General features: G+C 49.0%; 14 protein-coding genes. 9 read left to right on the top strand and 5 right to left on the bottom strand.

From position 1 onward, the window contains the following. Positions 1-184: 184 nt before the first annotated feature. From HF324_RS00750 to tamL, 4 genes are all read left to right on the top strand, one after another. The gene (locus tag HF324_RS00750; RefSeq protein WP_168861752.1) at positions 185-1660 is read left to right on the top strand and encodes a glutamate synthase subunit beta; all 1476 of its coding nucleotides are present in this window, start codon (positions 185-187) and stop codon (positions 1658-1660) included. 295 nt (positions 1661-1955) lie between these two features. Next, a complete protein-coding gene (locus HF324_RS00745; RefSeq protein ID WP_168861751.1) occupies positions 1956-2573 on the top strand; it encodes a DUF6563 family protein in 618 nt (205 codons plus the stop codon). Between the two features lie 269 nt (positions 2574-2842). Continuing rightward, positions 2843-7912: a translocation/assembly module TamB domain-containing protein gene (locus tag HF324_RS00740; RefSeq protein ID WP_168861750.1), complete on the top strand. Its 5070-nt coding sequence runs from the start codon at positions 2843-2845 to the stop codon at positions 7910-7912. Next, the gene (gene tamL, locus HF324_RS00735) at positions 7912-10374 is read left to right on the top strand and encodes a translocation and assembly module lipoprotein TamL (RefSeq protein WP_168808500.1); all 2463 of its coding nucleotides are present in this window, start codon (positions 7912-7914) and stop codon (positions 10372-10374) included. Before HF324_RS00740 ends, tamL begins: the two co-directional genes overlap by 1 nt. A 120-nt stretch (positions 10375-10494) precedes the next feature. Here tamL and HF324_RS00730 read toward each other — a convergent pair whose 3' ends face one another. Continuing rightward, the gene (locus HF324_RS00730) at positions 10495-12231 is read right to left on the bottom strand and encodes a thiamine pyrophosphate-dependent enzyme (RefSeq protein WP_168861749.1); all 1737 of its coding nucleotides are present in this window, start codon (positions 12229-12231) and stop codon (positions 10495-10497) included. Positions 12232-12376: 145 nt separating this feature from the next. On the opposite strand from HF324_RS00730, the gene HF324_RS00725 reads away from it, so the two are divergent. After that, positions 12377-12754, top strand: coding sequence for a septal ring lytic transglycosylase RlpA family protein (locus HF324_RS00725; protein WP_168808496.1), 378 nt, complete (start codon positions 12377-12379; stop codon positions 12752-12754). 53 nt (positions 12755-12807) lie between these two features. On the opposite strand, the gene HF324_RS00720 is transcribed toward HF324_RS00725, so the two are convergent. After that, a complete protein-coding gene (locus HF324_RS00720) occupies positions 12808-13362 on the bottom strand; it encodes a type 1 glutamine amidotransferase domain-containing protein (protein WP_168808494.1) in 555 nt (184 codons plus the stop codon). A 286-nt stretch (positions 13363-13648) separates the two neighbouring features. Here HF324_RS00720 and HF324_RS00715 point away from each other — a divergent pair, with 286 nt between their 5' ends. Both HF324_RS00715 and corA read left to right on the top strand, forming a co-directional pair. Next, positions 13649-14908, top strand: coding sequence for a DUF3472 domain-containing protein (locus HF324_RS00715; protein ID WP_168861748.1), 1260 nt, complete (start codon positions 13649-13651; stop codon positions 14906-14908). Positions 14909-15098: 190 nt separating this feature from the next. Beyond that, complete coding sequence (corA, locus tag HF324_RS00710) at positions 15099-16220, top strand: magnesium/cobalt transporter CorA (RefSeq protein WP_168808490.1); 1122 nt, start codon at positions 15099-15101, stop codon at positions 16218-16220. On the opposite strand, the gene HF324_RS00705 is transcribed toward corA, so the two are convergent. Continuing rightward, positions 16217-16723: a DUF2480 family protein gene (locus tag HF324_RS00705; RefSeq protein ID WP_168808487.1), complete on the bottom strand. Its 507-nt coding sequence runs from the start codon at positions 16721-16723 to the stop codon at positions 16217-16219. The genes corA and HF324_RS00705 overlap by 4 nt on opposite strands. A 106-nt stretch (positions 16724-16829) precedes the next feature. Then, entirely contained in the window at positions 16830-18920 is a 2091-nt protein-coding gene (locus HF324_RS00700; RefSeq protein ID WP_168861747.1) for a peptidylprolyl isomerase, read from the bottom strand. 766 nt (positions 18921-19686) lie between these two features. Here HF324_RS00700 and nadA point away from each other — a divergent pair. Further along, positions 19687-20694: a quinolinate synthase NadA gene (gene nadA / locus HF324_RS00695; protein ID WP_168808483.1), complete on the top strand. Its 1008-nt coding sequence runs from the start codon at positions 19687-19689 to the stop codon at positions 20692-20694. Between the two features lie 2032 nt (positions 20695-22726). On the opposite strand, the gene HF324_RS00690 is transcribed toward nadA, so the two are convergent. Continuing rightward, entirely contained in the window at positions 22727-22963 is a 237-nt protein-coding gene (locus tag HF324_RS00690) for a FeoA family protein (RefSeq protein WP_078669684.1), read from the bottom strand. Positions 22964-23127: 164 nt separating this feature from the next. On the opposite strand from HF324_RS00690, the gene ybeY reads away from it, so the two are divergent. Continuing rightward, positions 23128-23559 (top strand): rRNA maturation RNase YbeY, encoded by a 432-nt coding sequence (gene ybeY, locus HF324_RS00685; RefSeq protein WP_168861746.1) that lies wholly within the window; start codon positions 23128-23130, stop codon positions 23557-23559. Positions 23560-24053: the final 494 nt, after the last annotated feature.

The following is a 24053-nucleotide window of genomic DNA, read 5'->3' as shown; positions in this document are numbered from 1 at the left end:
GGTCATTGGATTATTTGGTTATTGGATTATTGTAAAGCGAATAACAATAAAAAATAACCAGATAATCAAATGATAAATAACAACCGGCTATTTGATTATTGGGCTGATCAGTGAAAAAGAAGCGATGTGATGAAACAGCCCGGAAAATGATCAAATGACCAAATAATAAAATGAGATAATAGTTATGGGTAAACCTACAGGATTCCTGGAATTTACACGAGAGCTGCCCGGAAAAGCAGATCCCCGGGAAAGGATAAACCACTACAACGAGTTTGTGGAGCGTTTCCCTGAAAATAAACTGAACCAGCAGGCCTCCCGCTGCATGAGCTGCGGCGTGCCTTTCTGCCACAGCGGATGCCCGCTGGGAAACGTCATACCAGAATTCAACCATGCCGTATACCGTCAGGACTGGCAGGATGCTTACGATATCCTGACTTCCACCAATAATTTCCCCGAATTCACCGGCCGTATTTGTCCGGCTCCCTGTGAAAGCGCCTGCGTACTGGGCATCAACCAGCCGCCGGTAGCCATCGAGGAAATTGAGCGGCATATCATAGAAATAGCATTCGACAAAGGCCTGGTCCAGGCTAAAGTTCCCCGCGTGCGTACCGGTAAAAAAGTTGCCGTGATCGGTTCCGGTCCTGCCGGGCTGGCTGCCGCCGCCCAGCTGAACTACGCCGGCCACAGCGTCACCGTATTCGAACGCGACGACAAACCGGGTGGCCTGCTCCGCTATGGCATTCCTGACTTCAAACTGGAAAAATGGACCATCGACCGCAGGATCAAACTGATGGATGAAGAAGGCGTTACCTTCCAGTGCAATGCCAACGTAGGTGTTAACGTAAGCACCAATGACCTGTTGAGGGAATACAACGCCATCGTACTGGCTGGCGGCTCTACCATTCCGCGCGACCTCGGTATCACCGGCCGCGAACTGAAAGGGGTACACTACGCCATGGACTTCCTCAAACAGCAGAATAAAAGAGTCAGCAGCCTCCCTGTGGATGGACACGATATCATGGCCACCGGTAAAAACGTGGTAGTGATAGGAGGGGGCGATACCGGTTCCGACTGCGTAGGTACCAGCAACCGTCATGGCGCGGTGAGCGTTACCCAGCTGGAACTGTTGCCCAAACCTCCCGGCGAGCGCACCGATTACATGCCATGGCCTACCTATCCCATGGTGCTGAAAACATCTTCTTCCCATGAAGAAGGCGCAGACCGCCAGTGGGCCATTGCCACCAAAGCCTTTATCGGCGACGACAACGGGCACCTGAAAGCCCTCCGCATAGTAGACCTTCAGTGGACCCTGGGCGCCGACGGCAAACCAGCCAGGTTCACCGAAGTTCCCGGATCTGAAAGAGATATCCCCTGCGAACTGGCATTACTGGCTATGGGCTTCGTACATCCGCAGCACACCGGTATGCTCGAACAGCTCGAAGTGGAAAAAGATGAAAGAGGCAACGTAAAAGCCACCGAAAAAGATTACCTGACGTCCATCCCTAAAGTGTTCACTGCCGGCGATATGCGCCGTGGCCAGTCACTGGTGGTATGGGCAATCAGCGAAGGTCGCGAGTGCGCAAGAAAAGTGGATGAGTTCCTGATGGGCAGCTCCCAGCTGGAAAGCAAAGACCATTCCCTGCAGGCAATGGCACTGTAATAATAGCGTACACTTTTAGCCTGTTGCTTAACAATGACAGGCTGAAGGCAACGTTCATAAAAATATGATATCGGCTAACGGCTAAAAGCTAGTAGCTATTTATTAACGCTTTTCTCATAAGCAGGTTTAGATTTTGTTGTAACCTTCAGCCGGGCCGGGTTTTTACCCGGCCTTTTATTTTTCCGGTCCCCCTCCTGATAACTTTACAGACAGAAATAACAGATCAGCAGAAACAATTCCTCCGTTCAGCTATTTCCCCACACCAGCGTACAGATTCCGGATACATTTGTGCCCTATGAAAAAATGGTGCAGCCTCTGGACACTTCTCTGCTTTTGCCTGACGGCCAAGGCCCAGGACGAGTTTATCCTGCAGGCTGCTACCCTCAAAAAAGGCCTGTACAGGTCTTTCCGGGAATTTCAGCAGAACAGCCCTTCCGAATCGGGCGACCTGATCGTGAAAAACCGCAGCACGGCCGCACAGATCTACCTGCTCGCCAGCAGGAACGAGCTGGTGCTCCGCGACGCAGCAGGGCAGGAGCACAAAGTGAAAAATTTCTGGGGGTTCTGTGATGGCACCCATATCTACATAAAAGATAACGGGCTCAATGTCATACAAGCCACCGGCTACTATTGCACCTATGAGCTGCAGGGAGTGCAGCCGTCCCGCAGTGCCTATAACCCCGCCGACATGACGGTGAACGCGCTTAACACACCTGTCAGGCTTAAAAAAGTGATTAACATCGTTACCGGGGAAATCCTGGAGTTATCGCTTTTTAATCTCAAAAAATATATCCTCCCGCAGGATCCGGAGCTGCTGGAAGAATTCCGCGCCGACAAAGCCAAAAAAGATAAACTGGATTACTATATCTCCCGTTTTAACACACGCAACAAACCACCTCAAACCGGGCAATAATCTACCCGGTCACCAGCAGGGCTCCCTGAATATCCGGCCCCTCCAACACCGGTCGATGGTGGCTGTTTCCGGCATCCCGGACAATTTTCAGTATGTCCGTTCCCGTATTTTAATGTATCCTTGCAGTACTGTTTATCCCCGGTACCCACGGGTATGGATTTTGTGCTTTCGCCGGGCAAGCGGACGGAACACGGGTCTTTATCCGAAAGTAAACCATTGGAACGCTCATGCGTTTTAATTCAGTAAATTACTTTTAGTAAGCTATCATAGTGACAGAACCAGCAGAAACAGAAATTAAACACAGGCGCCCCTGGTGGCGGTGGCTTTTATGGATCATCGTTGCGGTGCTTCTTTTGCCCGTGATGGCGGTGTTATTATTGCAACTGGACGGCGTACAGAACTATCTGCGCCAACAGGGCGAAAGCTATCTGCAGAAAAAACTGAAAACAAAAGTACAGATCGGGTACCTCCGCGCCAGGGGATGGAAATACCTCGAACTGAGAAATGTGTTTGTGGCCGACACTTCCCATCAGGCCCTGCTGTATTCCGGCTCCCTGAAAGTGCGTTACAACCTGCTGGCTTTTCTCAACAATGAACTGCAAATAGATAAACTGGAATGGGATACCCTGCTGATCAATGTTTACCGCCACCAGGGAGACAGTACCTTCAACTTCCAGTTTGCGGTAGACGCTTTCGTTTCTCCCGATACAAAGCCGGATACTATCGCCCCTGCCTCCGGCACCACCATCCAGTTCCGCATAAAAGACGTTTCCCTCCGGCATGTGAAACTGAACTTCGAAGACCAGACCGGCGGCATGCATGCAGTAGCCACCTGGGACACCCTCCACGCCGATCCTGATGACCTTATCCTCGACGATGGCATCTACGCTTTCAGAGGCATAGAGCTGACAGGCCTGAAAGGCTTTTTCCGTCAGCATTATATTCCGTCGCCCGCTACCGCCGCCGCTCCTCCGCCGCCGCCGGAAGATACCGGCAGCGCCGGGCTTCACCTGCTGCTGAAAAAGCTGCGTATCAAAGAAAGCAACTTCCTCTACAGCAGCGATGGTATCGGCATCACTACCGGCTGGAAAATCGGCGACCTCGTATTACGCAACAGCAGCCTTGACCAGGACTCTACCCGCATACAGGTAGGCGACCTCTCCATTCACCGCACGACCGGTATCCTGGCCATGATGCCCGGAAAAGACACTACGCCTGCGCCACCGGACACGGTGCCCAATACCTGGCAGGTCTTTGCCACGCAGGTCAATCTCGACAAACTGGCCCTACGTTATGACAACGGCGGCCCCGCCCCTAAAGCAGCCGGCCCCGATCCGGATTATAACCACCTGTTCCTGTCAAACGTAAATGCTAAAGTCAGCAATATCCGCTATACGCCCGACAGCATACAGGCTGGCCTCAAGAGCCTGGCAGCCCGGGACTGGTCCGGGTTCACCCTCCGGAAGGCCAATATGGACGTGACCTTCACGCCCAAAAGCCTGGAGCTGCGCAACTTTTTCCTGCAAACCAACAAGAGCGTTTTCAGAAAACATATAGCCATCACCGTACCCTCCTGGTCAGGTATCGCAGACCATATGGACCAGCTGGGGATCGACGCCAACCTCGACTCCGTACAGGTAGCCCTGGCAGAATGGTTGCCCTTCGTACCCGACGCCCGTAAAAACAAATCCTTTGCACCTCTTTGGAAAAAGGAACTAACGCTGTCGGCTATATTAAAAGGTAATCTGGGCTTGCTGAATATCAAACAACTCTACCTGAACGACCATGAAGGCAACCTCGTCAGAACGGCCAACGGCCAGATAGAACACGCTACCGATATGGACCGGCTCAACGCCAACCTGCCGGAGCTCTATATCCAGTCGGGCAACAAAGCCCTGCGGTCCTGGCTGCCGGCCGGCACTTTGCCCGACACGCCAAGATTACCGGAAAACATGCTGATCACCGGCCTGTTCAAAGGCGGCATGAAAAATATGGTGGCGCAGCTGCAACTGAAAAGCGACTACGCCAATGCCAATATCAACGCCAAACTGGCCAATATCACCGACAGCATCCGCGGCACCTACGATGTAAGCGTGCCTTCCTTCCGGGTACACCCGGGTATCATGCTTTATGATACCACCCTGGGATGGGTGAGCGGCAACCTCATGGCCAACGGGCAAGGGTATACGCTAACACAGATGGCCGCACAGGCAGCCATCCGGCTGAATGAAGCGACCTATAACCGGTATACATATCACGATGTCAACGTGAATGCCAATATCCGCAACGGCGCCTTCGAAGCCAACGGCGAAAGCGCAGATACCAGCCTCAATACCCGCTTTACTATCGCCGGTAACCTGAGCGATACCGCGTTGCGAAGCCTCAGGGCAAACGCAGCAATTACCAATGCCGACCTGTATACCACTCACTGGTACACAGAACCGCTGACCATCAAAGGCAACCTGGACGCTGACTTCAGCAGCCTGGAGCCACAGCGGCTGGAAGGGGCCGCATTACTCACCGGCTGGCAGGTGGCTACCAAAGACCATGTGGTGCCGCTGGACACCATTGCGCTCAACGCCCACTACGACAGCCTCCAATACATTACGCTGAAAAGTCCTTTTGGCCCGGTAACAGCACAGGGACGCATGGATTATACCAAAATCGGCAACGCTTTCAGCCAGATCATCATGAAACCGCTGAAACCGGCCGATTCAGGCCGTATCGTAGTCGTTCCTCCCGGGCAGTACCTGGAATTTGCCGCAGCGCTGCAGGTACCACATACGCTGGAACCGCTCATACCAGGCATCCGCATGGAAGTGCCCATGGACATCGCCGGCCGCCTCAACAGCGACAGCAGCCTGCTGTTCGTCAAAGCGAACCTGCCGAAAGTGAACTATGACTCTATCCAGGTAGACAGCCTTCGCCTGTACGCCCGCATTGTAGACACTACCCTCCAAACGTATGTGTCTATCGCAGACATGAAACATCCGTCATTCCCGCTTTATCATACGGTTTTATCCGCCAAAGCCAACACCGGCGTGGTGGACTTCGGCCTGCTTATGGACGATATCAAACGGCAGCCTAAATATCGCCTCGGCGGCATCTTTACTTTCCTGCCGGACAATATGATGCAGCTGGTGCTCAAACCAGACCTGCTGCTGAACAAACAAGCCTGGAACGTGGCGGAAAACAACATTTTCCGCATCAAAAACGGCGGCCCGGACACCGCCAATATAAAGCTGTCCTACGGTGATCAGTCCATACAAATCAATACACAGGCAGATACTTCCGGCGTGCCCGCCCTGCAGGCGAAAGTCAGCAACTTCCAGCTGGCCACTATCACCGGTATGCTCGCTACCGACACCCTGCTGGCCAACGGCCTGCTCAACGCAGACGCCGTAGTGCGTCACTGGAACACCCAACCGCTTATACACGCCCGGCTGAAAGTAGACAGCCTCACGGTGAAAACAGCGCCGCTGGGCACCCTCACGGCGACAGCTGAAAGTACCGCTCCCAATGCGTATAAACTGGACGCTGCGCTCAAAGGCGACAACAACGACGTTACCATCACCGGTACCTACGACAGCACCATCAATGCCCAGGTGAACATCGCCAATCTGCAGATGGCCTCCCTCGAGCCTTTCACCATGGGCAGCGTCACCCATATGTATGGCGAAGCCACCGGTAAATTCGACATCTCCGGCACCGCCAGCCAACCAGCAGTAAGAGGCAGTATGCACTTCAATAACGCCGGCGGCATCATCAGCTTCATCGGCAGCAATCTTCACCTGCCCGATGAAGACATCGTGATCGATGAAAAAGGCATCCTGCTTAACAACCTGGTAGTGGCCGACAGCCTTAACAATGAAATGGTGGTGAACGGCCGCATCAACACTTCCGACTTTATCAAATACGGGTTCAACCTGAGCATCAACGCCGAAAACTTCATGGCCCTCGGCAAACAGCAGAACCAGGACCAATGGATCTACGGGCCAGCCTTTATAGACAGTAAAGTCACCGTGCGCGGCTCCCTCGACCTGCCCCGTGTAGACGCCAATGTTAAACTGCGCGACAAATCCAGTGTCACCGTTATGCTGCCGCAGGAAGAACCCGGACTGGCCGACAGGGAAGGGGTAGTGGAATTCATTGACCGCGATCACCCGATCGACAGCGCGCTGCTGGCCAAACAGGACAGTGCCAAATACAGCAATCCCAGGCTCAAAGGCATGTTCTTCTCCGGTAACGTGGAAATCACTCCCGAGTCGGTGCTGAAGATCATTATCGACCAGGCCAACGGCGACTTCGTACAGGCAAAAGGTACCGCCAACCTGAACGCCACCCTCGATCCATCCAGCAAAATGAGCATCACCGGCCGTTACGAGATCTCAGAAGGTAAATATGAAATGTCGCTCAACCAGCTGATCAAACGCTCTTTCGATATCCAGAAAGGCAGCTTCATCTCCTTCAACGGCGATGCCATGGCCGCAGACCTGGACATCACCGCCAAATATACTGTCAATGCCCCCGCCATCGACCTGGTACAGGACCAACTCGGCGGTATGACAGCAGAACAACGCAATACCTATAAACAACGCATTCCGTTTGAAGTATATCTCAAAATACAGGGCAGCCTGCTGAAGCCGGATATCAGCTTCCAGCTCGATATGCCCGAAAGAGAAAGGAACGCCTTTAATGGCATGCCTTACAACCGCATCAAACAGATCAACCAGGTGCCTTCCGAGCTGAATAAACAGGTAATGGGCCTCCTGGTGCTCAATACCTTCATTCCGGACGATCCCATGTCTACCCTCGACGGCGGCGGTGGCGCGGTAGGACAGGCAGCCCGTAACAGCGTGAGCAAGATCCTGTCGCAACAGCTGAATAACCTCGCCGGTAACCTCATCAAAGGCGTGGACCTCAACTTCGATCTGCAAAGCAAGGAAGACTACTCCTCCGGTTCCGCACAGGAAACCACCAACCTCAATATCGGTGCGTCCAAGAAATTGTTCAATGATCGTTTAACCGTTTCCGTTGGTTCCAATATCATGCTTACCGGCAACACCCAGAATGCCAGCTCGCTGGTAGGGGATATCTCTATCGAATACAAATTAAGCCGTGACGGCAGGTACCGTCTCAGGGTATATCAGCGCAACGATAACCAGACGGTTATCCAGGGCCAATACACCGAAACCGGCGTAGCGTTTATGCTGGTAATGGATTATGACGAATTCAGAGAGATATTGCAACGTTCTAAAAGGGAAGCCAGAAAAGAACGCCTGCGCGACGAAAAAAAGAAAAAGCGGGCAGCGCAAGATGAATCAAACAAAAACAAGTAATGCAGAAGGGAAATAGCTATATCATCTGTTGTATCACATTATGCCTGGGATTCCTGGCTATCAGCTCCTGCAGCACTACCCGTACCGTGCCCGAAGGCGACCGCCTGTACACCGGCAGCACTGTAGCCTGGAAAGGAAAACAACCCAAAGATTACGGTTCACTCAGCGAGGGCCTGAAGAAAAGAATACGGCCCAATACCAACCGGAAATTCCTCGGCATGCCTATTAAGCTGTGGCTGTATAATATGGGCCACGAACCCAAAGGCAAAGGGCTCAACTACCTGCTTCGCAAAAAATGGGGTGAGCCGCCGGTACTGCTAAGCCAGGCTAAACCCGATTACACCGGTGAGGTGCTGGAAGGATACCTGGTGGACAACGGCTACTTCCAGGCGGCAGTTTCCTCCGCCGTAAAAAACTCCGGCAGCAAAAAGGCATCTATTCGTTATGAAGCAGTGCCCAATCACCGGTATACCATCAAAAGCGTTGCCTACCTGACAGACAGTAGCGCCATTGGCCGTACAGTGACCCAAACGTATCACAAAAGCTCGCTGATAGTAGGAAAACCTTATTCGCTGGACTCTATCAGGGCTGAACGGGAACGCATACACGCCGCACTGAAAGAACAGGGATACTATTACTTTACGCCCGACTACCTGCTGGTACAGGCAGATACCACCAATAACGGCACGGTAGACCTGTTCCTGAAGATAAAAGACAATACGCCACTGGTGGCGCTGCGGCCCTACCGGATGCACGATATCAGCCTCTTTCCGGATTATTCACTGGACAACGAAGCGCAATCCACCACAGGCACACCGGTATACTACCGGGGCATGTATATCATCGATTCCGCCAAACGCTTTAAACCGATTGTATTCGAACGCTCCGTATTCCTCCGGCCGGACAGCCTTTACCGCCTGAGCTCCCACAATATCACGCTGCAACGCCTGATCAATCTCGGTGTATTCAAATTTGTAAAAGGTACTTTCCGTCCGGTGAGAGACACTTCACGACATAACATCACCGGCGGCAGTCCCAATACCCCTGCACCGGCACGCGATACCACCGCGCCCCGCTTCGTGAAACGCAACGCTGCCGCCGACAGCACCTATCGCCGCGATACCGCCCTGGCCGGCACCTACCGCGCCATGGTGAATAACAAAGTAGCGCTCGACAGCGGCTGGCTCGACGCGAAATTCTATCTTACGCCCTACAAACGGCGCTCCCTCCAGACAGAGTTACGCGGCACCTCCAAGTCCAACGGATTTATCGGTTCAGAAGCCCGTATTACAGCGAAGAACCGTAACTGGCTGCACTCTGCTACCGCTTTGGAGATAGGGCTCCACGGCGGGATGGAATGGCAAACAGGCAACAAACGCGCCGGTGGCTCCAATTCCTACAGCCTCGGTGCGGAAGTAGCGGTGACTTTCCCGCGCTTCCTCACGCCCTTCCGGCTGAATATCCGTACACCCTACGTGCCTCGTACCCGTATGAGCGCCAGCTATGAACTGTATAGCCGGGCAGATCTTTATAACCTAAACGCCTACACGCTGCAGTTACAATACCTGTGGCAGAAGACGGCTTACCTGAATCATGCTTTCGCCCCCGTTGCGGTGACTTACGTGCTGCCCACCAAGACCACAGCGGCATACGACAGTATTCTCAAAAACGATCCCAGCCAGCGGGCCTCTATCGAAAAACAATTTATCCTGGGAGGAAACTATACCATCACATTCAATAACCAGACGGCTAACCGTATCCACAGCTTCTATCTCAGCGGCAACGTGGATATATCGGGGAACATCGCAGGACTGGTTATTCCCAAAAGCGATTCTGGTACAAAAAACATCCTGAAAAACCCGTTCGCCCAATACGAACGTTTCTCCCTGGAAGGCCGCCACTATTGGCAGATAGGCAAGGGTAAACAATGGGTGAACCGCCTCTTTATCGGCTATGGCCTGCCTTACGGCAATTCACAAACACTGCCTTTCGTCAAACAGTTCTTTACCGGTGGTAGCAGCAGCATACGCGCTTTCAGGGCACGCACGCTCGGCCCCGGCTCTTACTATAACAAAGCACAGGACACGGCTGCATTGCTCGCCAATGAAGCAGGTGACATTAAACTGGAATTTAACTCGGAAGTACGCATACACATCGCCAGCGTGTTTAACTTCGCGGCCTTTATAGACGCCGGTAATATCTGGCTGCAAAAACAGGTCCCGGAAAAACCAGGCAGTCAGTTTAAACTGGACTCGTTCTACCGGCAAATTGCCGTAGGCGGTGGTATCGGCCTGCGTATAGACGCATCTATAGTGGTCGTGCGGTTCGATATCGCAACACCTTTCCGCATACCTTATCTCCCGCCAAAAGAAAGATGGGTGTTCGACAAGATTAATTTCGGAGACCCTGACTGGCGAAAGAAAAACCTGATACTGAATATCGCCATCGGTTACCCCTTTTAGGAATTACGAATTACGGATTACGAATTACGAATTGAGGGCTTCTTTATTGGGCGTTTATTTATTAACCGCTCCATATGAAAGCCCTCAATTCGTAATTCGTAATCCGTAATTCGTAATTGTCTACAACACGTCTTTGATATGCTTATAGTTTGACTTCACTGCTTCCAGCACGTCATCCAACCTTCCTCCCAGTATCAGTTTCCCCATCCACAAAGCGTATCCTTTCATCTGTTCAAACTCTATCTTCGGTGGCATGGCCAGCGAAGCAGGGTTCGTGAAAATATTGACCAGCACAGGCCCGGAAGCATCCTTCACCCGGGTCAGCACTGGCTCCACTTCGTCCGGCGTACGGATAGTGAATGCGGTAAAACCCATTGCTGTAGCCACTCCCTCAAAATCGGGGTTCACCATGTCTGTCTGCCAGTCGGGCAGCCCTGCGACTTCCATTTCCAGCTTCACCATGCCCAAAGCGCGGTTGTTGAAAACGATCACTTTAACCGGAAGGTTATACTGCCGGATGGTCATCAGATCGCCCAGCAGCATGGTCAGGCCGCCGTCGCCACAAAGGGCGTAAACCTCCCGGCCAGGCTGGCACAGAGCAGCGCCGATGGCCTGCGGCATGGCGTTAGCCATGGAGCCGTGGTTAAAAGACCCTAACAACGTACGTTTGCCGGTAGCAGCGATATAGCGGGCGGTCCATACATTGGTCATACCGGTATCGACAGTGAAAATGGCGTCGTTTGCCGCCAGCCGGCTGATGACAGTAGCCACATACTCCGGGCTGATCGCTTCTTCCTTACCGCGGTCCTCCACATAAGTATCCAGCTTCCGTTTTACCTCTTCGTGAAATTCCAGCATGGTATCCAGGAACTTCCGGTCTTTCTTTTCCTGTATCAGGAGCATCAGCGCCTGCAGGGTGGGCCCGATATCGCCGCAGAGGCCCATTTCCAGGGAAGCGCGGCGGCCCAGCTTTTCCGGTTGGTTATCGATCTGTACGATCTTCGCATTTTCCGGCATAAACGGTGTATACGGGAAATCGGTCCCCAACAGTAGCACTACATCCGCTTCGTGCATGCTTTTGTAAGCGGATGCCAGTCCCAGCAGCCCGGTCATGCCTACTTCGTTGGGATTATCGTATTCAATGCCCATTTTAGCGCGGAAAGAATATCCTACCGGTGCTTTAAGCAGGGAGGCCAGCGTCACCACCTCGTCATGAGCAGCCGTGGCGCCCAGCCCGCAATAGATCGCCACTTTGCCGGCTGATTGCAGCAGCGCTGCCAGCTGCTGTAGTTCCTTCTCTGTAGGCCGCAGCACCGCTGATGGCCGGTATAATTTCAAGGAAGTGCTTATATTTTCCGCGTCGGCCGACGCCACATCGCCCGGCAACCCCAGCACGGCCACGCCTTTTTTATGCACGGCATGTTGCAGCGCCGCCTGCAACATACGCGGGGCCTGGGCCGGCGTATTGGCCACCTGGTTGTAATGGCTGCAGTCTGCGAATAATTTAATGGTATTGGTCTCCTGGAAATAATCACTGCCAAATTCATGAGTGGCACAGGTGGAAGCAATGGCTATAACGGGCGCGCCGGAACGATGGGCGTCATATAACCCGTTGATCAGGTGCACGTGCCCCGGACCGCTGCTGCCGGCGCAACAGGCAAGGCCGTTTAACTGTGCTTCCGCACCGGCGGCATAGGCGCCCACTTCTTCATGGCGCACATGTATCCATTGAATACGGCCATCTCTGCGCACAGCGTCGTTAATATGGTTTAAACTATCTCCCGTAACAGCATAAATACGTTTAATACCGGCATCCGCCAGCATCTCTACTAATTGGTCGGCAACTGATTTTCCCATAAATATGTTTTTATTTTTTTCAGGATGTGTTTTAAAAAAACAACGGTGTTCACACTTTGTTTAAGCCTGCAATGGCTCAATAAACGGGCCTGTTCACCCATCAGAAAATATTTCTATATTTATACCACTAAACCGCGGCCTATTTATGAGACTTTCACTACATCCGTTCCTGTTACTCGCCTGTGCAACACTGATCATCAGCACTACTGCGTGTAGCCGTAAGGTTACCCAAAACGGGAAAGCATCTTATTACGCCGACTCATTTGACGGGAAACGCACTGCCAACGGGGAAACGTTCCGGCAGCGCCACCTCACGGCAGCCCACAAAACGCTTCCTTTCGGCACCCGCGTGAAGGTGGTCAACATTGCCAACGGCCGCTCGGTAAAAGTGCGGATCAACGACAGGGGCCCTTTTGCTCCCGGCAGGATCATCGATCTATCTAAAAAAGCAGCGTCGAAACTGGGCATGATCAATACCGGCGTGGCAAATGTGGAAATCAAATACAAAAAGCCTAAAAAATAGAGAAGGAGAAACGCCGCAGCATTTCTCCTTCCCAAGTGCCCAACACAGTTGTATTACACAACATGTGCACCCTCTGCAATCTCTTCTACCATCTTTTTACAAAAAGCAGGCAGGTCTTTTGGCGTACGGCTGGTGACCAACCCGTTGTCTGTCACTACCTCCTCATCAGTCCAGGTAGCTCCGGCATTTTCCAGATCTGTTTTCAGGGATGGATAGGACGTGACCCTGCGACCTTTTAATTCCCCGGTTTCGATCAGCGTCCAGGGACCGTGACAAATGGCCGCAATCGGCTTTCCATCTTCAAAGAAACCACCGACAAAAGTAACTGCCTGCTGATTAATACGCAGCTGGTCCGGGTTCAGCACACCACCGGGCAATACCAGCGCATCATAGTCCTGTGCATTGGCATCAGACAGGTTTTTATCTACCGGGTAATCTTTCCCCCATTCCTTTTCTGCCCACGCCTTTACTTTTTCTTTTTCGGGAGAAATGATATCTACTTTTGCTCCCGCTTCTTTTAATGCTTCCAACGGCGCAGTCAGCTCCACTTCTTCAAATCCGTTGGCTACCAGTACCGCTACTTTTTTGTTCTGCAATTGAGTTCCCATAATTCATGTTTTTTTCGTGATTAAAGCAGATCATTTTTTCCACCGCACCCTGGCGGGCACAGCTAATTCCATGATTTCGTTTCTTTCCCCCACTGCACAAAAAAGGTTCCCTGTGAGAACGGCTTGCCAGTGGCCTGGATCCCGCGCCAGCGGTCGTATAACCGTTGTATATATTTTTTCCCATACCGTAGAACAAAAGGAATCTCATTCCTGTGTAATATTTTATCACCCCCTGTTGCATTTCGGACGATTCCCTGTTTTATTTGTTGATACTAATTCCTGAACAATGAAAAAGAATATGCTTTTCTGCGCCTTGTTCGCCGGCCTGCTGGCTGTGCAACAGGTTTCGGCGCAATCATCTCCCGTAGTATTGCCGGGATTTACCGCCTATGCGGACCCTGAAGAGAAAAAAGTGGACATCAATGAACACAAAGGAGTAACAAACTGGACCGGTAATGAAAATACGGTCAACTTCTATTTTCACGCCACCAGTACCGGTAAGCTGAAAGTCACGCTACAGGCCCGATCTGACGCAGGCAGCAAAGTGCTGGTGACGCTGAACGGCGTTTCCAAAACAGTTAGCATTCCTGTCAATAATGAGTACGCAGCTATTCCTGCACTGGAGACAAACATCAAAAAAGCAGGGTTTTATGCGGTGACGTTGAAAGGGCTTGAAAAATCAGGTAAAGTGTATGCTGATGTGAAAGGTGTCAGCCTGGAAGGTGCTGCCACTAAAGATATTCAGTTCAATCCAAAGTCATGGCGGCGTTCTGCTTCCGTACACCTCAACTATCCCATTCCGGAAGGAAAAAATGCAGAGTGGTTTTATGGTGAAATAAAAGTTCCGGCGGGGGAAGATAAGGTAGGCACCTACTTTATGTCCTGCGGCTTTCATCGTGGCTATTTCGGGATGCAGGTCAACTCGCCTGAGGAAAGAAGGATCATCTTCTCCGTATGGGATGCCGGCAGTGAGCCGGACAAGCGCGACAATGTGAAGTATGAAGACCAGGTAGTGCTGCTGGCCAAGGGCGACAGCGTATATGCCAGCGGTTTCGGCGGCGAGGGCACCGGCGGTCACAGTCACTGGGTATACAACTGGAAAGCAGGGGATACGTACCGTTTTTTAATGCACAGCGTTCCTACTGGTACCACCACCACCTATACCGCCTACTTCTATGTGCCGGAACACCGGGAGTGGAAGCTGATAGCCAGCTTCCGTGCGCCGAAAGACGGTAAATACATGGGACACCTGTATTCTTTCCTTGAAAATTTCTCTTTTGAAAACGGTCACCTGGGCAGAAAAGGGTACTACGGTAATCACTGGATAAAAACCGATACCGGTGAATGGATAGAGCTGACAAAAGCGAAATTTACCAATGACGCAACTGCCAAAGCAAAAGACCGGCTGGATTTTGGCGGCGGCGCAGAAAATGGCTGGTTCTATCTCTGGACCAGCGGTTTTAAGCCCGCAGACGCGCAATATGGCAACATCCTCGAGCGCCCGGCTACGGGGCAACATCCGGAGATAACCCTGCCGCGTTTCTAAAATAGCAGGCATCTATCGTATAGCGTTTACTGCTATTAGTAAAAGCCGCAGGCATCTTCCTGCGGCTTTTTATCTGTTGAATTTCCTATATACCCTATAGGATTTAAGTAACGAATTTACTTTCCCCCATCCTTACCGGATTTTGGTTTAAATTCGGTTTGAAAAATGATTTTTCGCAGATACCGTTTTTATGCTTAAATCAGTGAAAAAAAGGCTGCCCATCCCCGTTGTGATGGACATGTTGGATGAGCTTAACCCGTTCAAGGTGAAGCGGCAGCGCATCATGAACTTCAACCCCGCTACCAGCGTGGCTTCGCGCAAACCAGCCGAAAACAGTAAGATCACCGTTTTCGATTATAGCGGTAACGGCTGTACGGAAGAAACACTGGTATCGCTGGAAGAGGTATTTGCCTACCGTGATAAGCCAACGTCTACCTGGATCAATGTGGATGGCATCCGGAAAGACGATGTACATGCCATTTGTCAGCATTACATGATCCACCCGCTGATAGAAGAGGATATCCTGAGTATAGGACAGCGCGCCAAAATGGACGATATAGGAGAGCGGCTGTTTTGTCAGTTGCCCATGATGTATTTTAATAGTGAGGCATCCACCATCGACCTGGAACAGGTGAGCATCGTCATGGGAAAAAATTTCGTGATCTCTTTCCAGGAAGATCCTACAAGGGACGTATTTGACCCTGTGCGGGAGAAACTCAAAATACCGGGTTCCCGTATCCGCAACGGTACCATGGACTTCCTCTGTTATTCCCTGCTGGACGTGATTGTAGACAGCTATTTTACTGTGCTGGATAAACTGGGAGAAAGGATAGAGCTGATGGAAGACCTGGTGCAGCACTATCCCAATACCCGCACGCTGGCGCGGATCAACTTCCTTCGGCGCCAGGTATTTCTTTTCAAAAGAGGGATAGCGCCGGTACGTGAGCTGGTCAACGGTTTTCTGAAAAGTGAAAGCGACCTGCTGGAGGATAATGTAACGAAATATTACAAAGACGTGTACGACCACATCATTCAGTGTAATGATCTGGCAGACAACTACCGGGATATGATACTCAACGTACAGGAGATGTATCATACCCAGCTCAATCTCAAAATGAATGAGATCATGAAAGTACTGGCGGTAGTGACCACTTTATTGTCGCCCTTAACCCTGATCGCCGGTATTTACGGTATGAATTTCCACAATATGCCGGAGCTGGCAAGCCCCAACGGCTACTTTTATACCCTTGGGGGGATGGGGGTGCTGCTGGTGCTGATGATCCTTATTTTCCGGAAGCGGGGCTGGTTTTAGGCCTTTTTCTTATATACCGGCACAGAAGAACAGGGCTCGCCGTACATAATGCTTTTAGCTACCGGGCGCAGCAGGCGGGTTACTTCTGCATAGGCAACTTCGCCTACCCGCTTGTCGCCGCAACCTTTGATCACGATACGTTTATCTGTGAAGGCGGCAACGTCCAGGGAGGATAAGTTCTTCAGGTATAACGTTTTATATATAAATTCTGCATCACCGAAGGCGGCATAGGCCGCTACCGGCTCCAGGTTGGTCATCACCAGCATATAAGCCCACAGGGGTACAACGGCGTCGGCTGTACATACCAGGCCTACGTTTTTGCCACGGTACTGTTCCCAGTCGTGCGACTGCATAGCGGTACGAAAGTCTTTCTCTTTCAGGATCATTCCCATAAAAAGGTAGTCCTTCATATCAAAAATGACAGTCTCCCCCTTAGGGTAGAATTGTTCCAGGTCGATGGTTTCCAGGCCACTCTGTGCTACTTTATTAACGATTTCATCCATAGCTGTCTGTTTTTAACCTTACAAATTTACGAAGATATGGGCATGTAAAAAGGGAGGCATTGCTGCCTCCCTTTTCCTTATGTCAGTTAAAAATGTATGCTGTCTGTTAGAAGAATTTACCGCGGGTGTCTTTGATGTCGCTTTTCTTCTTCAACACTTCAAACAGCTGCTGGTCGAGCAGGGATTTGATACCTTGTTCGTAAGCAGCCTGCTGGGTAGCCAGGTCCTGTGCCTGCTGAGCTGGTTCATAGCTGTCAGCTTTGATCACGTATACTGCAGCATTACCTTCAATCGGAGCAGATACTTTGGCGGTACCCCATGCTTTATTGAAAGAAGCGCCGGCAACGCGGGGTTCAAAGCCGAGGGAAGCGATAAACGGAGAAGCGAAGCTTACACCTTCTGCTTTCAGCACCGGTTGGTTGGTGGATTTAGCAGCTGCGTCCAGGCTGGCCGGAGTTTGCAGTTTAGCGATGATCTGTTCTGCTTTCTTATGTTTTTTCACTTCGGCTTCTACCTGAGGTCTTACGTCATCCAGCGGAGCGGTGCCTTCAGCGCGAACGCTGGTCAGTACAGCTACCACATATTTGTCGTCGAAGGTAAACACGGTGCTTACGTCGCCTTTTTTGGCTTCATAGGCCCAGCGTACCAGTTCGCGGGACTGTCCGATACCGGGGATTACAAAATCCATCGGGCGGAGGTTGTCAGCAATTCTTTTATTCAGTTTGCCTTGTTGAACATTCTTTTCGAAAGTAACGGCGGTACGGCTTTTACCTGCGAAATCGCTGGCGGCGCCGTAAGCGTTATTGTTGGTTTCCTTGCTGGCATCAACAGCTTTACCGAGGTAAGCCACTTTGATAGCCGGGCCAATGTTTTTCTGGTCCATGATTTCGATCACGTGGTAACCGAACTGGGTTTTAACCGTTTTGATCTGGCCTTTGGAACCTTCGAATGCGAAATCTTTGAATTCAGGTACGAACTGGGTAGCTGGAGTGATGTCGTATTCACCGCCGGTTTGTTTGCTGCCCGGGTCGTCGGAGTACTGGGTAACCAGTGCTTTGAAATCTGCACCGCCTCTAACCGCTACCTCGATGCTGTCAGCACGTTTTTTAGCGACAGAATCCGGTAAACCGCCCTGTGGACCGGAAGCGATCAGGATATGACGCACTTTCACGCTGTCGGGCATGTTTTTGCGGTCTACCATTTTCGCGAACACGATCAGGTTGTTATCGTAGTAAGGACCGTATACAGCACCTACCGGCAGATTTACGATAGAATCCTTCTGAGGTACCTGGGCAGCGCTTTTGGAAACGTAGCCATCATAGTATTTGATCTCAGAGTTACGGTTGATGAAACCGGCAACATCATTAGTGGTATCCAGTTCTGCTTTCAGGGCAACGATTTGCTGGATAGCAGCAGCGGAGTCCTGGGCAGAAGGAACGGCGTCGAAAGACACATATTCCACTTTGCGGGATTCTTCTACTTTAAAGAGTTCTTTATGGTCCTGAATGAAACGGTTCAGTTCCGCGTCAGTTACTTTAATAGTGGAGTCAGCAATAGAAGCATAAGGTACGCTTACATAAGAGATGGTAGCGGTCTTGCTGTTGTCTTCCTGCTGCTGGGCAGCCATCCATTTAGGATAATATACCCCTTGTTTGATCAGGGTGATATATTTCAGCTGTTCCTGGGACTTGGCGATGTAGGTTTCCAGCTGCGCGAGGGCTGCACGGATCTGAGGATTCTGGGGAGCCTGTGCGATTGTCTGCTGTAATGCTACGCGGTCGAACTGACCATCGCGGGTAAACTGCTGAACCACGATAGGGTTCGGGTTTTTACCTTTGATTTGGTCTACCACTTCCGCTTCAGTCACTGCGATACCCAGTTTTTCATATTGGGCCTGCATAATCTGTTCATTCAGAAACTGGTTCCAAACCTGCTCACGGATATATTGACGGGTTTGTTCGTCAATATTACCATTGGGCATCTGCTGGCGGGCGCCTGCTTCGGCATCCTGAATACGGCGCTGGTATTCTCCGAGATCCAGCTCTTCACCGTTTACTTTACCCACAGTGGTAGAACGGCGGGCGAGAGAACTTTTGCCAAAAAAGGCATCCTGCAACAGGAAACTAACAATAGCCAGGCAAATCACTACTACGATCACGACGGCATATTTGTCCCTGATTTTCTGAATTACTGACATATATTATATAGTCTACATTTTTAAGGAAAGCAAAAATAGAATAAAATAACTGTAACTGCAAAAGAGTATTTTTTGCTTTCAAACCCAATACAGTAAAGGATTTGAGGCCTTTCTAACACTTTTGTGGACTGGTTATCATTCACAGGTTTTCCACAGATATCCCCTTTTTTCAAGGTGCTTTTTTTCAACGTGTTAGTATTTCAAAATACCGGCAGGAACGGGTATTTTCGCAAAACAGTCCACCTGGGAAGCTCAACAGTTTATACACAAATGTGAAAAAGCCATTTTTCACAATCCACAGGAAAATGTGAATAAAACACGGTTATTTTCAACAATGCCTCATTTTGGCGTTTTGACTCGTCCGATCGTTTTTTTTCCACAATACCTGTGTAAAACCACCTGTAAAACTGAAAATAAGGTGGGAAAAGGTGCCTTTATACACCGGTAAAACTAATTTTGTTTTTCTCCCAAAAGTTTACCTCAAAAAAAGCGGATGTGAATTGTGGATAGTAAAAGCGTTCTTTTAACATTTTCCCAATACCCTCCCGGTGAAAAAGATTTTCACCAACAACGATATCCACGTATGTGGATGAAATAGGTAAAATCCAGCAATGACGGGGAAATACGGTGTTAATTAGATGTGGAAAGCGTATAAAAAAGGAATAACAACTACATTTGTACAGGTGCTGGAAAATTAATTTCCACATATTCACAGCCCTAATAGTAGTGGGCTTTTCTTTTTAAATAAATAAATAAGTATATAGTTATGATTACTGAAATCGCTGTCGCGAAAAAAAATTTGCAGCATAACGGATTTTTGGATATACCGGTTGACCCAGCTCTGGACCTGTTTGCAGCGATCGAAAATCTGAAAAAGGAAAAAAACGCGATCGTACTGGCGCACTATTACCAGGAGCCCGACATCCAGGATGTGGCCGATTATATCGGAGACAGTCTTGGCCTCAGTCAACAAGCTGCCAAAACGGATGCCGATATTATTGTTTTTGCCGGCGTGCACTTTATGGCTGAAACGGCAAAAATTCTGAGCCCGCAGAAAAAAGTACTCTTGCCCGACCTGAAAGCAGGATGTTCCCTGGCAGACAGTGCGCCTCCCGAACTTTTTAAAAAATTCCGTGACAAGTACCCTGATCACATCGTGATTTCCTATATCAACTGTTCGGCAGGTATCAAGGCACTGAGCGATATCATCTGCACTTCTTCCAATGCAGAAAAAATTATTGAAAGTGTTCCGAAAGACCAACCGATCATTTTTGCACCTGACCGTAACCTGGGATCTTACCTGATTAAGAAAACAGGCCGCGATATGGTTTTGTGGAACGGCGCCTGCATGGTGCACGAAATTTTTTCACTGGAGAAAATCACGAAACTGAAAACACAGCATCCGAAAGCGAAAATTATTGCACATCCGGAATGTGAGCCGGCGGTACTGGCGGTGGCCGATTACATTGGTTCCACCACAGGTTTGTTGAAGTTCAGCAAAAAAGACGATGCCCAGGAATATATCGTGGTAACAGAAACCGGTATTCTGCATCAGATGCAGAAAGAAAATCCGGGGAAGACTTTTATTCCGGCCCCGCCAAATAATGCATGTGCTTGTAATGACTGTCCACACATGAAATTGAATACGCTTGAGAAGCTGTATCTGTGCATGGAATACGAACAGCCGGAAATTACGATGGAAGAAAGCCTGAGAATCGCCGCTAAAAAGCCGATAGAGCGAATGCTGGAGATCAGTGAACGCGCTGGACTTTGATTTAACTATTTGATTTTCAATATCATTCAAATTTTATTTTTCGATCAATTAATTTATTGGTCTTTACGGGAAGCCCCGAGGTTTACATAACCCCGGGGCTTTCCCGTTTTAGCCAGAATCATTTAATTCTCAGGCGGTTATGAAGCCTTTGAGAGTTGAATATTTGATTTTATCCACCCATTTCCCCGGTTTATTGAAGGTAGCTGTCTTAATTTCGCTTCTTTGTATGTGAATAAGTGCTTAAATCCGCTTTTTGAAGGCGCTGAGATTTTAATTCTTTTTTTTCGCCTTGGGTTAGCCCGAAAAATTTTTTTTTATGAGATTCTCAAAGCCTTATAAGTTCCGCGAGAGTCTGTTATTTCTTTGACTTCTTTAATCCTTCCTAAAATTTCCATTTATTAAAGCGTTGCCCGCCAATTTTTGAAGGCGCTGAGAATTGAATAAAAACATAATTGATGGTGAAACCCCGCGATTTTACTTTTCATTCAATTCTCGGCGCCTTTATTTTTTTGAGATCGATTTCGTTTTCTGCATTAGGAGCTATTAGCCATGGCCGGTAAGCTTTGCATACTGGCGTATAAAAATCTTTTTTTCCGCAGAAGCCGGCCCTATGGGGGGAGCTGAGCGTGATTTTCAAGAGTGCTCTGAGAATCGAATATTTGTTTTAAACCAAGGGTTACCCCGGGATTTTGCTTTTCATTTAAATCTCAGCGCATTGTCTGTGGCCTGAGAATGACGTCGGTATTGGGGGTACCCCGTTACTTAAAAGTTTATTCGATTCTCAGCCATTAAGTAAAGCCGTAAGAATTGAATATTTTTTACATCAAAGGAATTTCTGACGGGAATCGAAATCCATTGAAATGTCAGCGCCTTATGAAGCCGCTGACATTTCGATATTTAAATGGCAATAGTGTCTTTTTCCCGGCGGAGTGGAAGATTGAAATCTCAGCGTGTAGGTCAGGCGCTGAGAATTGAATATTTTTTTGGAAACTGCAGTGTTGATCATCAGGCTGTAATAGGAGCCATTCTCACGAGCCAGACAAGGCTTTGAGAATTGAATATATTTTGGCTTTGAGATAAGGAGATGGGATAGTTATTTTTATTGGATTCTCACGGCATTGCAAGCAGGCTGAGAATCGATTGTGTTTCGGGATACCGGATAGAGGGAAAAAGACTTTATTCTGAGGGCTTGAACAAAGGGCTGAGAATGCGACGAATAAAATTTGATGGGGGAATGCCATGCATTTACGATGGAGCAGTTTCTCAGCCCGCTCATTGAGGCGTAGAATTTTTTGAAGCCAGTGCCAGCTGGCCCTTTACAGGGGATAGTGTTTAGGAGAAGTTTACTTTTTCAGACGCTGGACGGAAAAAATGTGGAAAAAGAATAGCCTTTCGGACAATTTGGAATAAAAGCGCTGGTTTATGTGGAAAAAGTACAGTTTTTTTTGTTTTTCATCCTCATAAAGCCCCAAAATTCTGCTTGTATGGAGGCTTTTGTGGAAAACCAGCTGCTTTTTTCGAAAATTTTTTTGTTTTCTGTTAAAAGATGCGAAGTAGTCTTTGATTTTTTGAATCCTCCAACTCTTTTAAGGCGGTAAGGTCTGTTTATTTGAAAAATTTTTGCTTTTTCACATAAAAAATGTGGAAAAACGGTGCGCTTTCTTGCCAGTGATTGCTTTTTAAAGCCTTTTTGTTGAAAAAGGAGCTTATTTTTTTTAAAATTTTTCTTTTTTGACGGAAATACTGTGGAAAACCAGTCTCCTCAGGAGATTTTTAGAAAAGGGAGGGCGCCTTTTGTGCATAACAGGTAAATTTTTCAGCAAAAATTTTTTTTGAAGGAAGATTTTGTGGAAAAAGAAAGGAGGAGGGACATCTGTAAGCCGGATTTTTCCTTTTTAGCGTGGAAAATAGGGAGCCGACACAGGGTTTCAAGACCAGGGGGCCAAATTTTTTAAAATTTTTTTCTTGTTGGAGGAAATCAATAACGAGGGGGATAGGAGAAGAGGGAAAGGGGGAAAACAAGTAGAGGAAATTATATTTCCTCTACCCAAATATGGTCAGCTTCCGTTTTTCTGAGGGACAGGTTATAGCCTGCCACCATGATTGAAATGGGATCACCCAGGGGAGCGATTTTTTCAATCTTAACGGTTTCACCTGGTACGCAGCCCATCTCCATCAACTTAATATGCAGATCGTCTTTTTCAAATTCTATGATTACTGCGCTTTTACCTGTTGCCAGGGAAGATAATTTCATTATGCCTTTTTTCATACCTACGTATTAATCTGTTTAAACTAAGTTTTGGCAACGGGGGTATTGCTACGATGAATGACAGGGCAAAGGTACCGCCGGGCACGGAATATGCAAAAAGAATCCGGGATCCAATCCAAAATTTCACTTTACTTTTACACCACTTTATATAATTCGATACATCAATGGCAATTCAGTTTACAGCGCACGAGGTAAAAGTGGACCTGAAAGAAAAAAGAAAGTTAAAAGCCTTTTTAAAGGATTTATTTGCCGATGAGGGACAGGGGGTAAAAGACCTGCATTACATTTTTTGTTCTGATGCGTATTTGTTGGAGATCAACAAGCAGTTTTTGCAACATGACACCTACACTGATATCGTTACTTTTGAAATGGGAGAGGATCCGGATGTAACGGAAGGTGAAATTTACATCAGCGTTGACAGGGTGAAAGAGAATGCCGGGAAATTTAAGGTGTCTGTTAACCAGGAGTTGCATAGGGTAATTTTTCATGGTGCTTTACACTTGTGTGGATTTAAAGATAAGAGTAAAGCAGAGAATGCACTGATGCAACAAATGGAAGATAAATATCTGATTAAGTATTTCGGTGCATTGGAATAGCAATGATGTTTCACGTGGAACATTTTTTTAAAATGAATTTTTGAATGTTCCACGTGGAACATAGTTAGATTTTAAAATCGTTCCCCCACATTTAGCCCCTTAGTCTCATAGAACAAGAATTCTTCTACAGAACCCTGTTAGGATTCATAACCAATAACGAAATAGTTTGATGGATTCCCGTTAAAACAGCGGGATAGGAGCACGGGGAGGAATTTGGGTGCTTACCGATAATAATCACAGATAGGCGGGGAAGTGGACATGAAGGCAGCCCTGTCAGAAGGTAAGTTCCTGCAAGTAATCCTGGCGGGAAGCAGGACCTGGAGTATAGGCTTTCAACATGGTCCCCCTGGCTGCCAGCAGGGGGAGCTTCCTGAAAAGCGGCGCAACCAGGAAGCAGGCATTTAAACGCAGCTTTCAGCCTGATCAGCCTGGCTGCCAATAGAGGAGCTTTCTTAAAAGCGACGCAACCAGGAAGCAGGCATTTAAACGCAGCT

Source organism: Chitinophaga oryzae, from assembly GCF_012516375.2.
Lineage (GTDB): Bacteria > Bacteroidota > Bacteroidia > Chitinophagales > Chitinophagaceae > Chitinophaga > Chitinophaga oryzae.
The sequence above is the reverse complement of the archived record's forward strand: the minus strand, read 5'-3'. Positions and strand labels throughout refer to the sequence as shown.